The organism is Aquimarina muelleri DSM 19832 (assembly GCF_000430665.1).
Taxonomy (GTDB): Bacteria; Bacteroidota; Bacteroidia; order Flavobacteriales; family Flavobacteriaceae; genus Aquimarina; species Aquimarina muelleri.
The window spans coordinates 1-14,455 of sequence record NZ_KE387188.1 but is presented as its reverse complement, the minus strand read 5'-3'; the positions used below and the strand labels follow the sequence as shown (position 1 = coordinate 14,455).

The 14,455-nt window shown below is 31.2% G+C and carries 19 protein-coding genes; 9 read left to right on the top strand and 10 right to left on the bottom strand.

Going from position 1 to position 14,455, the window contains the following annotated elements:
• The first annotated feature begins 17 nt into the window (after window positions 1-17).
• The 5 genes from H527_RS0118815 to H527_RS0118795 all read left to right on the top strand — a co-directional run bounded on the left by H527_RS0118815 (window position 18) and on the right by H527_RS0118795 (window position 2,856).
• Window positions 18-1,298: a hypothetical protein gene (locus H527_RS0118815; protein WP_027414072.1), complete on the top strand. Its 1,281-nt coding sequence runs from the start codon at window positions 18-20 to the stop codon at window positions 1,296-1,298.
• 182 nt (window positions 1,299-1,480) lie between these two features.
• On the top strand, window positions 1,481-1,666 hold the full coding sequence (locus H527_RS24510; protein ID WP_027414071.1) for a hypothetical protein: 186 nt from the start codon (window positions 1,481-1,483) through the stop codon (window positions 1,664-1,666).
• A gap of 31 nt (window positions 1,667-1,697) precedes the next feature.
• A complete protein-coding gene (locus H527_RS0118805) occupies window positions 1,698-1,988 on the top strand; it encodes a lipopolysaccharide assembly protein LapA domain-containing protein (RefSeq protein ID WP_027414070.1) in 291 nt (96 codons plus the stop codon).
• 162 nt (window positions 1,989-2,150) lie between these two features.
• Entirely contained in the window at window positions 2,151-2,294 is a 144-nt protein-coding gene (locus H527_RS24340) for a hypothetical protein (RefSeq protein WP_169726194.1), read from the top strand.
• A 49-nt stretch (window positions 2,295-2,343) separates the two neighbouring features.
• Window positions 2,344-2,856 (top strand): Dps family protein, encoded by a 513-nt coding sequence (locus H527_RS0118795; RefSeq protein ID WP_027414069.1) that lies wholly within the window; start codon window positions 2,344-2,346, stop codon window positions 2,854-2,856.
• A 115-nt stretch (window positions 2,857-2,971) separates the two neighbouring features.
• Here the strand turns inward: H527_RS0118795 and H527_RS0118790 are convergent, their stop codons facing one another.
• From H527_RS0118790 to H527_RS0118755, 8 genes are all read right to left on the bottom strand, one after another.
• Window positions 2,972-3,253, bottom strand: a complete 282-nt coding sequence (locus H527_RS0118790; protein WP_027414068.1) for a magnesium transporter CorA family protein — start codon at window positions 3,251-3,253, stop codon at window positions 2,972-2,974.
• Between the two features lie 71 nt (window positions 3,254-3,324).
• Entirely contained in the window at window positions 3,325-4,653 is a 1,329-nt protein-coding gene (locus H527_RS0118785; protein WP_027414067.1) for a dicarboxylate/amino acid:cation symporter, read from the bottom strand.
• A gap of 15 nt (window positions 4,654-4,668) precedes the next feature.
• Entirely contained in the window at window positions 4,669-5,376 is a 708-nt protein-coding gene (locus H527_RS0118780; protein ID WP_027414066.1) for a VIT1/CCC1 transporter family protein, read from the bottom strand.
• Window positions 5,377-5,507: 131 nt separating this feature from the next.
• On the bottom strand, window positions 5,508-7,706 hold the full coding sequence (locus H527_RS0118775) for a glycosyltransferase (RefSeq protein ID WP_027414065.1): 2,199 nt from the start codon (window positions 7,704-7,706) through the stop codon (window positions 5,508-5,510).
• 5 nt (window positions 7,707-7,711) lie between these two features.
• Window positions 7,712-8,743, bottom strand: a complete 1,032-nt coding sequence (locus H527_RS0118770) for a glycoside hydrolase family 130 protein (protein WP_027414064.1) — start codon at window positions 8,741-8,743, stop codon at window positions 7,712-7,714.
• Between the two features lie 58 nt (window positions 8,744-8,801).
• A complete protein-coding gene (locus H527_RS0118765; RefSeq protein WP_027414063.1) occupies window positions 8,802-9,182 on the bottom strand; it encodes a hypothetical protein in 381 nt (126 codons plus the stop codon).
• An 11-nt stretch (window positions 9,183-9,193) separates the two neighbouring features.
• On the bottom strand, window positions 9,194-9,508 hold the full coding sequence (locus tag H527_RS0118760) for a hypothetical protein (protein ID WP_027414062.1): 315 nt from the start codon (window positions 9,506-9,508) through the stop codon (window positions 9,194-9,196).
• A 3-nt stretch (window positions 9,509-9,511) separates the two neighbouring features.
• Window positions 9,512-9,724 carry a hypothetical protein gene (locus tag H527_RS0118755; RefSeq protein WP_027414061.1) on the bottom strand — a complete coding sequence of 71 codons (213 nt, stop codon included), beginning with the start codon at window positions 9,722-9,724 and terminating at the stop codon, window positions 9,512-9,514.
• A 435-nt stretch (window positions 9,725-10,159) separates the two neighbouring features.
• Between H527_RS0118755 and H527_RS24855 the strand changes: the two genes are divergently transcribed.
• Window positions 10,160-10,285: a hypothetical protein gene (locus tag H527_RS24855; protein WP_323054161.1), complete on the top strand. Its 126-nt coding sequence runs from the start codon at window positions 10,160-10,162 to the stop codon at window positions 10,283-10,285.
• A 117-nt stretch (window positions 10,286-10,402) separates the two neighbouring features.
• Here H527_RS24855 and H527_RS0118745 read toward each other — a convergent pair whose 3' ends face one another.
• Both H527_RS0118745 and H527_RS0118740 read right to left on the bottom strand, forming a co-directional pair.
• Window positions 10,403-11,137, bottom strand: a complete 735-nt coding sequence (locus tag H527_RS0118745) for a hypothetical protein (protein ID WP_027414060.1) — start codon at window positions 11,135-11,137, stop codon at window positions 10,403-10,405.
• Between the two features lie 184 nt (window positions 11,138-11,321).
• Window positions 11,322-11,546, bottom strand: coding sequence for a hypothetical protein (locus H527_RS0118740; RefSeq protein ID WP_155837957.1), 225 nt, complete (start codon window positions 11,544-11,546; stop codon window positions 11,322-11,324).
• A gap of 569 nt (window positions 11,547-12,115) precedes the next feature.
• Between H527_RS0118740 and H527_RS0118735 the strand changes: the two genes are divergently transcribed.
• The 3 genes from H527_RS0118735 to H527_RS0118725 all read left to right on the top strand — a co-directional run bounded on the left by H527_RS0118735 (window position 12,116) and on the right by H527_RS0118725 (window position 13,979).
• Window positions 12,116-13,024 carry a helix-turn-helix domain-containing protein gene (locus tag H527_RS0118735; protein ID WP_027414058.1) on the top strand — a complete coding sequence of 303 codons (909 nt, stop codon included), beginning with the start codon at window positions 12,116-12,118 and terminating at the stop codon, window positions 13,022-13,024.
• Between the two features lie 123 nt (window positions 13,025-13,147).
• A complete protein-coding gene (locus tag H527_RS0118730) occupies window positions 13,148-13,396 on the top strand; it encodes a hypothetical protein (RefSeq protein ID WP_027414057.1) in 249 nt (82 codons plus the stop codon).
• Between the two features lie 97 nt (window positions 13,397-13,493).
• Window positions 13,494-13,979: a hypothetical protein gene (locus H527_RS0118725; protein WP_027414056.1), complete on the top strand. Its 486-nt coding sequence runs from the start codon at window positions 13,494-13,496 to the stop codon at window positions 13,977-13,979.
• The last annotated feature ends 476 nt before the right edge of the window (window positions 13,980-14,455 follow it).

The window sequence follows — 14,455 nt, the reverse complement described above, 5'->3', positions numbered from 1 at the left end:
TTAATAAAACAGATATAATGAAAAAAATTACAATAACAATGCTTTGTATTTTCTCTTTTGGAGTAACGGCGCAACAAAAAAAGTTACAGTATTTTAGACCTAATGACCAAAACGGTTTAACTATTTTTGAAACCTCTAAAACAGATACCATTGTGTTTGAAAGTTTAAGAGTTAGAGTCGGTGGAGACTTCGCTATGCAGTTTCAGGGGATCAACCAAAGTAATGATGCCAATAATTTGGTAGAGCTTGGTTCTGATTTTAATCTTCCAAATGCTAATCTTAATATAGATGTACAGTTGATTGACGGTATTCGAATGCACCTAAAAACCTATTTATCTTCACAACACCATGAAGAAACATGGGTAAAAGGCGGGCATATCCAAATAGATAAACTACTATTTATCAATTCGATCTTTTTAGAAGGGCTTATGCGCTATACTACTATTACCATTGGTTTAGATGAATTTAATTATGGTGATGCGCATTTCCGTAGAACCGACAATGCTAGGGCTATTTTTAACCCCTTTGTTGGGAATTACATAATGGATTCTTTTTCAACAGAAGCTTTTGGAGAGATAACTGTTCAAAACAATGGTTTATTGGCCGTGGTAGGAATCACCAATGGTAAACTTAATCAAAATGTAGTTGTTAACGACTTAAGTGATAACAAGCCGTCTTTTTATGGTAAGTTGGGTTATGATAAGCAATTGAAAGAGAATTTGAGAGTGCGTTTAACTGGATCTGTCTATTCTAATCAAGGTATTTCAACTGGTACTTGGTTATACGGTGGCGATCGCTCGGGCTCTAGATATTATAATGTATTACACACGTTGCCAGACGTTGAAGGCAATACTGAAGGCGGTGAATTTGAAGGTAGATACAATCCTCGCTTCAAAAAACTCACAGCCATACAGATCAACCCTTTTATAAAATTCAAAGGACTTGAGTTCTTCGGTATTTATGAAATCGCATTAGGAAGTAATGAAATCACTACACCAATAACGGATAAAGAAGGAGATTTTACCCAGTTAGCAGCAGAATTAGTATATCGTTTTGGACAACAGGAACAATTCTATATAGCGGGAAGGTATAATACCGTAGAAGGACAACTTTTGACAAGCGCAACAGAAGACCTGAAAATAAATCGGTTGAATGTTGGCGGAGGCTGGTTCATGTCTAAAAATATTGTCATGAAGTTAGAATATGTCAATCAACAATATAAAGGAAATGGCTGGAGCGGAAGGTTTACAGGTGCAGAGTTTGACGGATTCAATATCGAAGCAGCGATTAGTTTTTAAGCACAAAAAAAACATTACAGGGATTATAAATAAGTATTCATCCAAAATAAAATAACAATGAAGGAAGAAAATCAAGAATACGAAATAATTAAGATACTCAGAATAGAAGATGAAACCCTAATTTTAAAGCAGTAACATCATAAGGAGATATTAACTTTCCAGATAACTATGCAGGAAAACATGTGATTTTATTTAGCCATCCAGCAGATTGGAATCCTGGTGACGATGCTATTGTTTCGCCTGCTGGATCTTGTGGTGTTGCAGAAGAAAGAATGACTTCTACTGATGAATTAGATTGTAAAGACTGGTTTTTCTGTACTAAAAAATTAGACAAAGACGAAGTGTTAAAAGCTATTTTGAATAAATAACAAAGATATCAATTGCTAAAATCCACTTAAAATGAAACAAACAACTTATATTATATTAACAATTATTACACTTATATTTATTGTTGTATTTACGCTTCAAAACACCGGTGAAGTAAGCATTGCTCTATTATTTTGGGATATTAAAACATCATTAGCCTTATTGATTTTCTCTTTATTCTCTTTAGGTGTAATAATTGCAATTTTTATTCTAACACCAATAATTATTACTCTTAAATCTACATTAAGAAAAGATGAAAAAATTATTTCTGAATTGCAGGAAACCAATGTCTTAAATACTGATAGAGAAGTAGAAATCGAATAATGATCAGTGCAAGTATATATTTAATTACCTAGATAAGTGTATTATTATATGATTGTCAATTCAAGCTTAAGAAGAGATCAATTTAACACAGGTTTGGCAGTGTTAATTAGATATAGGACTACATAGTCATTACATTGAATACTAACCTTAAAAACAAAAATAATGGGAGTAATAAAAGACAAAAGAAAGTTTAAAATAACAAAGGTACAAACCAATCCCACGAATCCAATTGGAGATTTAAAAAGGGATAATAAAGAATTTGATATAAAAAGAGAAACTATTAGGGGTAGTAAAACGAAGGAATAGTAAGGGAAGATGGAGAAAAATATTTTAAATAAATAAAACACTTACAATTATGAAAATCACAGAAAAAAAGAATACAATAAAAGATAGAAAACCATTTAGAAAATTAGGCTTTACTTTTCTAGATTCAGCAGAAATTGTAGTCGCATTAAATCAATTATTGGCAAATTATCAAGTGCAGTATCATAAATTACGAAACTTTCACTGGAATATTGAAGGCCGAGATTTTTTCGAATTACATCAAGAGTTTCAAAATGAATACAATACCGTAAAATTAAATATTGACATTATTGCTGAAAGAATTAGAGTTTTTGGTCTGAAACCATCGATGAGTATGACTGAGATTTTAGCCATATCTGAGATAAAAGAAGTTAAGACAGATAATATGTCGGCAATAGGTATGACAACAGAAGTATTAAAAGATTTTGATATTCTTCATAATAAAATGTTAGATGTATTAAATGCAGCTCTTGATGCTGGTGATAATGTTACAGAACAGATTGTAACTGATTTTATGCGAAATCTTGAAAAAAGAAATTGGATATTTACATCTTGGAGTAAATAAAATTTTGTTGAAGACCAATTTTAAGGTATCATATTATTTAACACTATCTCATAAAGTGGGATAGTGTTTTATTTATTCAGGGTATTGGATACACTATATTTTTTTGTAAAATCATTTAATCCATTTCTTCTTTAAAAAGAGTATTCTTTATATAATTTGGGATTGAAAAATTAAAAGATAATTGGTCGATTGATTTTAAATAATGAGAACTTATTTCAATATCCTCTTTTAGATTAAAAATGGATAAATCTAAATCAAACTTATTAGAAATTTCATGCAATCCTTCTTCATTAATATCAATTATGCGAATATTAAATATGTCTTTAGATTCATAATTAATTTCACTAATTAAATTAACTTTCTTAACATCGTCTGTCTTTAAATATAGTTCTATCATACTTTTTACGATTCATGAAATTTGGTGTATTATTTTAGTAAACAGTTTGACCAGAATACATTTAACTCATTTTAACTATTGTTATTAAGAGTTTTTGTATTTGATTTAGTTCCATAAAATCTATCAAATATTATACACGCTGTTAAATCACCGGTTACGTTAACCGCAGTTCTAAACATTCCTAAAATACGGTCTATTCCAATAATGATAATGAGCCCATCAATAGGGATACCTGCACTCTGTAAAACTGTTGCGAGAATAATAACACCACCTCCCGGAATGGCTGGTGTTCCTATAGAAGCGGCCACTACAGTAAATGTTATTAATAGAAGGCTCATTATAGATAACTCAATACCGTAAGCTTGTGCCATAAATAAAGTAGTTACGCATTGAAATAGAGCTGTTCCATCCATATTAATAGTAGCTCCTACTGGAATCACAAAATCACTAATATTAGAGGATACTCCTAATTTTTCGTCTGCTGTTTTCATTGAAAGAGGCATAACAGCTGCTGAACTGGCAGTAGAAAATGCTAGTAGTTGGGGTTCTTTTATCGCTTTTAAAAATTTGAAAGGATTTTTCTTAGCAATTACAAAGACTAAAACTAAATAGAATGTCAATAATATAATAAGACCTAGTATAACCACACCCATATAATAGCCCAAACCAAGAAAGACTTCAATGCTTGTTCTGGATAGTAGCGCTGCCATCAATCCAAATACGGCATAAGGAACAAGCATCATAGCCCATGATACAACAATCATACAAATTTTTTGAATAGCTTCAGAAAAGCGAATAATAGGTGCTGCTGTTTGCTGACGAAGTTGGGTAATTGCCACACCAATAATAATGGTAAAAATAACCACGCCTAACATTTCTCCTGTTAATATGGACTCCATCGGATTATTGGGAATAAGATTTGATATCGCATTGGGGATGTTCCCAGCAATGTCAATTTGCTCGTCAGGTACTATTTGGCTTTCTCCACTATTAGGAAATCCACCTAAATCAAAAATATACTGGCCAGGTTTCAAAATTAATGTGACTAATAGACCAATCACTATAGCAATAGTTGTGGTGAAAACGAAATACAATAATAGCTTAAGACCAAAGGTTTTAAGGTTTTCTGATGTATTTCCTACAATTCCTGTAATAATCGATGTAAATATCAATGGAATCATAATCATTTGCACCAATCGCATAAAAATTTGACCTGGTAGGTCAAGCCAATCTGCAATTCGTAAACTACTATTTTCAGAAAGTAGTCCTGTAGATGGATTTAGAAGCATTCCTATTCCAGCTCCTAATAAAAGCCCAATAATGACTTTAAGCCATAAGCGACCTTTGGTAAGGTGTTCTAAATAAACTGATAAACTATTAAGTGATTTGAATTCTATCATAATGCTGCTTTATTTTTACCCAACATTCACATTAAAAAGATAACCAACTAACGCTGTCAATCCCATTGCAACTGTTCCCCAAAACGTAACTCTTAAAATAGCTTTTTTAATGCTGGAACCGCCAGTCTTAGCAGCCAGTGTACCTAAAATTATAAGAAAAAATAACGCAGAACCATAAAGCGTATATTCCATACTGTCTAAAGGAAGAAAAAGTACTACTAAAAAAGGAAGTAGTCCGCCTATTGTAAAAGAAGCTCCTGAAGCCATTGCAGCTTGTATAGGTTTTGCTTGAGTTATTTCATTTATACCTAATTCATCTCGAATATGAGCTGCTAAAGCATCTTTTTCAGTTAGTTCTTTAGCAACTAGTAAAGCAGTTTCTTTTTTAAGACCTCTTTTTTCATAAATTTCTGCCAGTCGTTGTAATTCAATTTCTGGCATTTCTTCTAATTCAATTTTCTCTCTTTCAATATCTGCCTTTTCTACATCGGTTTGAGAACTTACTGATACATATTCTCCAGCTGCCATGGATAGTGCTCCAGCAACCAATCCTGCCAAAGTAGCTAAAACAACGGGGGCTCTTAAATCGCTTGCAGCAGCTACACCTATAGCTAGACTCGCAGTTGATAAAATGCCATCATTTGCTCCAAGAACCGCTGCTCTTAACCAATTACTTCTATGTATATAATGATTTTCTAAATAATCATCTGGTATTTCGCTCATCTTTACTGTTTTAATGATGATGTTTAAATAGCTTTCTGAAATGGAAAAAATAATCTCGTAAGCAATTTTAGATGATTTCTCCTCCTCCCATATCAATGGTTGAAGCATCATTCATATCTGATTTTAATATATTAGGCACTGTGTTTCTCAACGGTCAACCTCGCCAACAAATAACTTACAGTACTTTCTGCTCCTTGGTTAAGGTTTACTTGATGTTCTTCCAATCCATCGTAGCAACCACCTGTAACAGGATTGTAAATGATTTGATGTAAATGATTTTCACCCAAAAACCAATTAAAAGCAATTTTCATTTTATCTAAATATTCGTTGTTTTTATAGGTATTAAAAAAGGCGTCTAACGCTAAAATGGTATAGGCGATTTCAATGGGTTGTTCACCAAAATGGTTTTTATCTTTTCCTTTATGATGCCAACCTTGATTAGAAATTACCTTGATTTTTTCAGTATTGAAAGTAGTTTCTAATAAAAATTCAAATGTTTTATGTGCTATGTCTTTAAATAGTTCATTATTTGTGCATTCTGCAGCCAATAACATTGCCTCAGGAATTACAGCATTACCATAGGTAAGATAATCTTCATACCATTGCCAATCTTTATCAGAAACACCTCTGTATTTGGATGCTAAATTATCTGCTAATTTTATGATAAGCTGTAAAATGGTCTCCTCTTTTTTAAAGTGATAATAGAAACATAGGCCTTTTATGCAAAATGCGATTGCTCTAGGCGATTCTAGATTGTGAATAGCATGGATTGCTTTTTGAAAAGCATTTTCTACCTTGGCTTGTAGGCTAAAATCTAGTAATTGTTTTAATGATAAAAATTCGCCTAATGCCCAAATAGCTCTTCCGTTTGCGTCTTCTAGGTTTTCATCTTTGTTTTTGTCAAAAAAATTTTTGTTGTAAGTCACATAATTTAGAAATGTACCATCTTCTTGTTGGCAAAACAAAATGAATTTCAAATAGATATTGATTAAAGGTAAATCTCTAAATTTTCCAGTCAATTCAAAATGTTTTGCAACTGCAATTAGAGCTCTGGCATTGTCATCTAAAGTGTAACCTGATGCTAAATCTGGATTAGCTATGTTAGCGAATTGAATCATTCCAAAACCAGTTGTCATGCGTTTGATGTGTAATAAATTTATATCGGGAATTTTGTAATTCAATTGAAAATGTTTTTTCTTTAGAATTGTTTTTGCAAGATCAATATGAGCAATGGCAGCATTTTGCCAAGCGGTTGGACTAATTCTATGTAGTGCATTCAACTGCATATCTTTCATCATTTCGGTGTTTGAAAGTGCCAAAATAGTGGCATCTGCAAGCTGTCTTGCATTTCCAAAATCAAAATTAATACCAGCACCGTCTAACAGTTCCAACGCGTGAGGGATAGGCGTAGATATTACAGGGCAGGCTGCAGACAGCGCATACACCAAAGTGCCGCTTACCGCTTGTTGAGGGTCTTTGGAAGTAAAAAAGTATAAATCAGTACGTCGCAAATATTCTAACAATACATCTAAAGCAAGGTATTTATTTATGAAAATGACATTGTTTTCAATATTCAGTTCCTTTACTTTTTCGTGTAGATTATTTCTGTAAACTTCACCTTCCTTTTTTATAACTTCTGGGTGTGTTTTTCCAATAATCAAATACAAAACATCGGGAAATTGAGCTATAATTCTAGGTAATGCTTCTAATGCTGTCTCAATACCTTTTCCTTCACTAATCAAACCAAAAGTTGAAAGAATAGTTTTGCCTTTAAATGGAATGATCTCTCTTAAGTTTAATGGTTTAATAAGATGCGTACCATGGGCAATGATTTTTATTTTTTCTTCAGGAATTTTATATTCATTTTTTAATATTTCGGCCGATAGATGTGTCATCACAATCACTTGGCTTGACAATTCTGAAATTTTTTGAATTAATACCTTTCTATCTTCTTCTGGATGTGCTAGAACTGTATGAAATGTTATCACAACGGGTGTATTAAGAGCATCTAAAAAGTCGAGAATAAAATCTCCTAGATGACCTTCATATAAGCCGAATTCGTGTTGTAAATAGATGATTTTAATAGCCTTATCCAAATTTATAGTTTGGGCTAACTTATTATAATCTTCTTTCGACCATGTTTTTAAAACATATTTTACATTGTTAGGATATTTTAAATCAACGTTCTTTTTTTTTAAAGCACAAACTTTGATAGTAAAACTAGTACTGTATTTATCTTCAATGGCTTTAATTAAATCCTGACTATAGGTTGCTATTCCACATTTTCGTGGTGGAAAAGACGTTATCATAAGTATTTCATTGGTAGCCATTTTTTTTAGATTTTAAAATGTAATAGTTCTGTGATTAATTCTTCTAAATCAACCGAAGCCACAGCTATTCTTTTATCTGCAGCACCATAATAAATGTATAATCGACCATCAAAGAGTGCCGTTCCTGTTGGAAAAACCACATTATTAACATAGCCTGTAAGTTCCCAAGGCAATTCAGGTTTAAACAAAGGATATGGTAATCTTGATAATTCTTTTGGTGGATCTCTTAAATCTAATAATGCAGCACAGGCACTATACACATAGCCTTCGGAAGTATCATGAACTCCATGATATATAATAAGCCATCCAGCTTTGGTTTCAATTGGCGGACAACCACCACCTATATACCCGATTTCATGCTCATGTTTTGAAGTCATTAAAATATGTTCATTGAAATGCAACAAATAGTCTTCCCAAAATTCTTTTGTTAACTCTTTGATGTTTTTTACTGAGACAATTTGAATATCTGGTCTTATACGATGTAAAAAAGTCAATTTACCTTCGATAGTTCTTGGAAAAAAGATGAGGTTTTTGTCCCAAAGCAAACTTTCTTTATTTGGATTCTTTTCAATATTGTTATGGATATGAAAACGTTTGTATTTTTCATTTAGATGTCCACCACATTCTGCAAGTTTATAGAATTCTTTGTAAGTTACTAGAGGAACGATTACTCCGTGTTTTTCAAAGTGAATTAAATCAGTAGAGGTTGCTAAGGAACCTAAAGCATTTATGCCATCATAAGCACAATAGGTCAAATAATATATATTATCAATTTTTATTATTCTTGGATCTTCAATACCATGAATTTCATCATCAGTAGTCGGAATGATAAGCGGTTCTTTTTTTCGTTCCACTACCTTCAAAGGACCTTCTAATTTTGCATAGCCAATAGTAGAATAATTACCTCTTCGAACTGCTCGATAGAGTATATGAACCGTGTTTCCTTCTTGAATAATGGCAGGATTTAATACGCCATCATTTTCAAAATCTAAATCGGTTTCCGAAAGAATAATACCTTCTTTTTTTATTGAAATCATTTTTCGTAATATTTAATACTATTATGGAAGGTGTTCTTATGTCAAAAAAGTTGAAAATCTATGCGCTTTCAAAATGCTTTTTTACAAAAGCCACTTTTTGATTATCTGTCATCTTATCTGCGGATTCAATAGCAATGGTAATATCCTTAAAATGTAAATCGGTAGTCAAATAATTATACAGCTCTATATTTGCATTTGTTGGACCAAATAAAAGGACATTGTCATATTTTAAAATTTCATCTGCAATTTCTTTATAATAAGCTTCATGCAATTGCTGCCTTTTATTATGCATAAGATTTTCGCTTCTACTCAAAGCTTCTTTTTTTGTTTCAAAAGTAAAATTTGATGTTATAGATTGCTTATTTTTCTTAGCATCTAAGTCAATTAAATTGGCAGTTGAATGATCCATCCAGATTCCTAAGTTTTTTTTTGCTTTCATTTTTATAAATATTAATGTTTTTGTATTTTTCCAAGAATGGTTTCTATCGCGGTTTTTATTTTGTTAATAGCACCTGCTACAGCAAGATCTGTTGTGTCTGCCTGATTAGTGACGGCAATAGGTTGTCTTCCCTCAAGCCTAGCTTCGAGTAAACAGGAGATATCATTAAATCCATCCTTCTTCCCATTCTCATCTTTTAAGTGAACCTCTATTCTGGTAATATGAGATTCAAAACGTTGTAACGCTTCTGCAACTTGAGAAGTAAAAAAATCGCATCTTCTTTTTTCTCCACTAAGGATTTTATCGGTATTTATTTGGATTGTCATATTTTATAGTTTTTTAACGTTTTCTTCATAAGTTTCTAATAAATAGTTTAAGGATTCTAGATAGTCCTCCAGAGCTTTTTTATTTACTCCTTTTTCAGTATTTGATTGGGAATTCTCGGGTATTTCACCTAAGTATTTTGTCAATTCTGGAAACTCTTCTTGAATTTTTGAAGTTGTTAAGAAGATAGTTTCATTGAGGTCATTTTGAGATTCCATTTTCTATAAATTTTAACAAGTGTTTTTTTGAAGTAATCATTCTATTACATAGTAAAGTACAAAGATTGACTATTTAATCTTAAGTCCCGATGACCTAGGTCATTTGACACACTTTCTTACTCACTTAATTTTGAAGTAATCAAATTGTTATTTACTATTTTAGTTATCGTTCCAAGACTATGTTATTTAATTATTCTAATCAATTAAATTTTCTATATATGATTTTAATATTAGCAGCTTTTCTTCACAAATCTATTTTTTAACTCTTCCTATTCTCTAACCATTTTAAAGTTCTATAATAAGTTGTTTTAGACAAACCATAATCGACTACGGTATTGCATCTGGCATGATTGGAAAAAGCCAGAAAGAAAACGTAAGAACCTGATTCGATTAGGGATTACATATGGACAAGCCTATGCTTGGAGTCGAACCCGAATGGGAGGATGGGCAGTAGCTCAAAGTCCTATACTAGGTACTACCATTACCATATCCAGAGGTAAAAGAAAAGGATACGTTCCTATGATAGACTACATAAATAAAGCGCAAACTTCGATTTGGTGAACCGCCTGTTACGAGACCCGTATGGCAGGTGGTACTTCGATAAACTCAGTAGAGCTGTGTGAGGTGCACTCCGCTATCTAATGATGGCGGAGCCATCTACACGATTAGGCATAGTTTTTATTCAAATTTAATTCTATCCCGTAATTCATAATCCAATACGGAACTATCACTAAATTCTATATCGTATTTCGTTTTGTCGTCTTCTCTTGGAATGAAAAAAACATAATATTTACTTTCTGTAAAATTTCCAAATCCGTTTTTAGCTTCCACATCAAGTGATACTAAAGTAGTTGTGCTATTCACATATTCGTTGTCTTCATTAAAAGTCTTATGTTTGTGAATATAAGCCTCATTAAATTTGGCTGAACTTGGGTTCTTAAGTCTGTTTTTTACTTTTTCAACTGCTCGCTCGTAAAAATATCCAACTTCTTTAATTGTGTATTCACACCCATAAGTAATTCCTTTTTCTGCAAAGTTTTGAGAAATCTCAATATCCTTTTCAATATTGCCAATTTCTGATGTAGAAAGTTCAATTTTTTCAAAAATCAGACTGTCATCCGCTGAAGTCATTTCAACGTTTTTTTCTTTTGCTTTAAACCACATTGTGTCAGTTTTCAATTCGTTCGTTTGGTAAAGTCCATCTTCATTTAGCTTAAAGGACATAAAATTCCAACCGCAAGTTTTTAAACTGTCCGAATTAATCGCAACGACAGTATCATTAACAAAAGTGATATATAATTCTTTTTCGTTGTCAATACCTTTGTAGAATTTTCCGCTTTTGTTAAAGTCAGAATTTGACTGACAAGATATTATGCAAATTGCCAAAAATGATAGTAGTAATGTTTTTTTCATAGGTTGCTCTTAAATTATGCCTAACAATTGGATATACCCAATTGGCTGTATTTCTCTTATGTCACTCACAAATCTAACGGATTTTTGATAGATCTCAAATTATTTGTTGCTACTTCAGTAGCCAAGGCATTTCAAAGCCATAATACTCTTTAAAATCATCTTTCAATACAAAATACATCACTCACTACACTTTATTTAATTCTACATTTTCGATGACCCAATTCTCTTCATTTAGGCTATCCTTCATTGCAGCTCTTAATTGACTTCTAACATCTTCTTTTGCCCACTCCATTAAATCTTCTGTCGATATATCAAAATCCAAATCCAAATACTCCACTTTGAATATTTTTTGATACCACTCCGGACCAGAATCTTTTCTTATAGAAACATATACATTAAACAGGTACATAAATAGGGTAATTAAGTTGGTTACAATATCAAAAGTACAAAATAGTCCGCCATTTTTAGGAGTACCTGTCTGGAGAAAAAAAGATACCAACCAATAGGCAAAATAATCCCCCTAATGGCAAAAAAGCCAAAAGGCAGAAGAGAGAAAATGATTCAAAAAATGGCAGATAGATAAAAAAAAGCGTAATTTATAAATAAGTAAAAGTTAAAGAGATAGAATAATTTCAACCAAAAAAACCTCTGAATCGTGTTTTTTATTAAATTTTTCTTAATAAAAAAATAAATAGTTTATTTTTTTAAATATTTTAATTCTCCTTTTCCTAGTAATACCGTATGTTTAGAAATGTATGCTATATGTTTCGAACTAAATATACGGGAAAGCCATAACTATTTTTTGATAAAAATTCTTTTCTTTGTTTTATTAACCAAACAATTAACATCTTAAATATCTGTAACACCTACCCTAACAGAGATTTAGAATACAAAAATATTTTTTCTAGTCAATAAATTATATTTTCTACCATATTGAAATTACTACTATCATTATATAATTAACACCAATTAATAAAATTGACAAAGACAGAGTTAAGTCCCCAAGAGGATAATCAGGAAATTAAGATCAAAAATAAAGGGTTAAATTTATTTTTTATAGAAAAAGTAGGGTTTTTATTTATTTTATTAAGTGGATTAATGCCTTTTGTACATTCGTTTGTAAAAGATGAAACCCCTGAAAATAAGATATTTGGATTTACAGGTATTCAAGCTTTTTTATATTCATTAGGTGTACATTTAAGTATTTTGTTTTTAGTGATAGGAATTTTATTAATCATTTCGGTTGTTAATAGTCCTGCTAGATATAAAATTGTACAGAATTATTTGCGATACTCTCTTATCTCTCCTTTTATATCAAGTATATTTTATCTATCCTGGGTATTTATACCAGATGTGGATTATAATTTGCTAGCGTATATATTTTTATCTCTTTTTATTTGCTTTATTTCTCTTATAATATTTTACCAGATTCTTAGATATATTAATGCTCTGAAAGTAGATTATAAAAATCAATTAATTCAAATTAAGAATACGATATCAAAGATAAAGATAAATTTTGACCAAAGTAAACTACCCGAAGGTATTGCTAATAATATTTTGTGCAACTTAAATGATTTCGAAAATTCTAAAAGATTTACAAATAAAAGTGTTAATCTAAATTATTTAGCAAATGAACTTAAAACCAACAGCAAATATCTTTCAAAAACGATTAATATTTACAAAAAAAAGACCTTTACCCAATATATTAACGATCTCAGGATAGAGTATCTAATTGAAAAATTAAATACAGATAAAACATTTAAAAACTATACTATTCAAGCAATTGCTACAGAAATAGGTTTTAATACTTCTAATGCTTTTTCCAGAGCTTTCTTTAAAAAAACAGGAATGTATCCATCAGAATATATCAAAGAACTAGACTCCTAAATTTTAAGTATTATACTAATACGTTTTCACGGAAAACGAACTTCGCTTTTACCGAATTGTAACTACTACCTTTTGTTATTATCCTCATTGTGCCTTTACATTTGAACCAACAAAATGTATTGCATGGAACCTTACTCAAACTATAATCAAAGTAAATTTTTTACTGATATAATTGAAGCTTTGCATATGAAAGCAGACACTTTTATGTACAATTTATCGCATCATAATTCTTATGAAATGCTATTGTATGTTTGGATTTATAAACTCTATAGCAAAGAAAAATCTATAGAAGAAGCCATACAGCTTATTTATAAAGCCCGAAACATCCTTTTGCTACATAGTAGTCAAGCATTTTGTAATACTCCACAATAAAGATTAAAGAAAAACATCACCCTGTTTGATTATTTGTGAGGCACTCTATACAAAAGAAAACCAAGAACTATTTACAAATCATTTTTTAGAACATTTTATGAGAGACATTATCCAAGATTTACTTACTCAAGACGAAAAAGAAAAAGCAGTACAATTAGTTACTGAATTAGAAACTATATTTTCTAGTAAACTATCTGCATTAACCGAAAAAGAACGAAGGGATTACAAAGCGATTAATGAAAAGAATAAATTATTTGTAAATAAAGTTTGGGATTATCGCCAGCACAGTAGCAGTTTAAGTTCTCCCGATGTAGATTGGGTAGAATTTGAAAAAGATTATAAAGCCAGAGTATTTGCAGAAAGTCTTTTGGGTCGTATAGAAAGTTTAGCTTATCGTTTAGAAAGCACCAAAATACTACATGATTATGATAATTATCAAGATTCCTTAAATGACTATGCATATTCACAATATAGTAAAGGAGCAGGAAAAGCAGGGTTTACAGAAAAAGTAGCCGAATTAAAGCAGTTTTTTGCTCGTACCAAGAGTATTCCAACTATAGATTCTGGATCAAGTTCAGAATGACAAAACAGATATGTTTAACCCAAAAGACCTTCCTGTGCGTCAAAAAGACGTTCCGTTTAACACAAAAGACGAAGATTTTAATCGCTTTAGCTAAAATTTTAGCTTTTAACGAGAGAATTTCAACTCTTCCTCTTAAAATTTTAAACAGATAGCTTAAAAATAGGGTGATCTTAGCGAAACACTTCGTCAAAAAGACGCGTGAGAAGGTCAAAAAGACACTCCAGAAGGTCTTTTTAGTTAAACAGAATATATTATTGATTAAAGCTGTAACTAAAAAATTAAAAATTATCAAAATAGGTAGGATAAAAGGAATCGCGGGGGTAATCTGTTATTTTATATAAGTCGAGTTTGTGTAATTAGAGCCTCGTACTTTATTTAGGATTGCTCCCGCACCCTTTTACTGATACAAAATAAACAGCTTGGCAAAGCAATGTATTACTAATGTTAGATAGCAATTCTACATACAATCAATTATC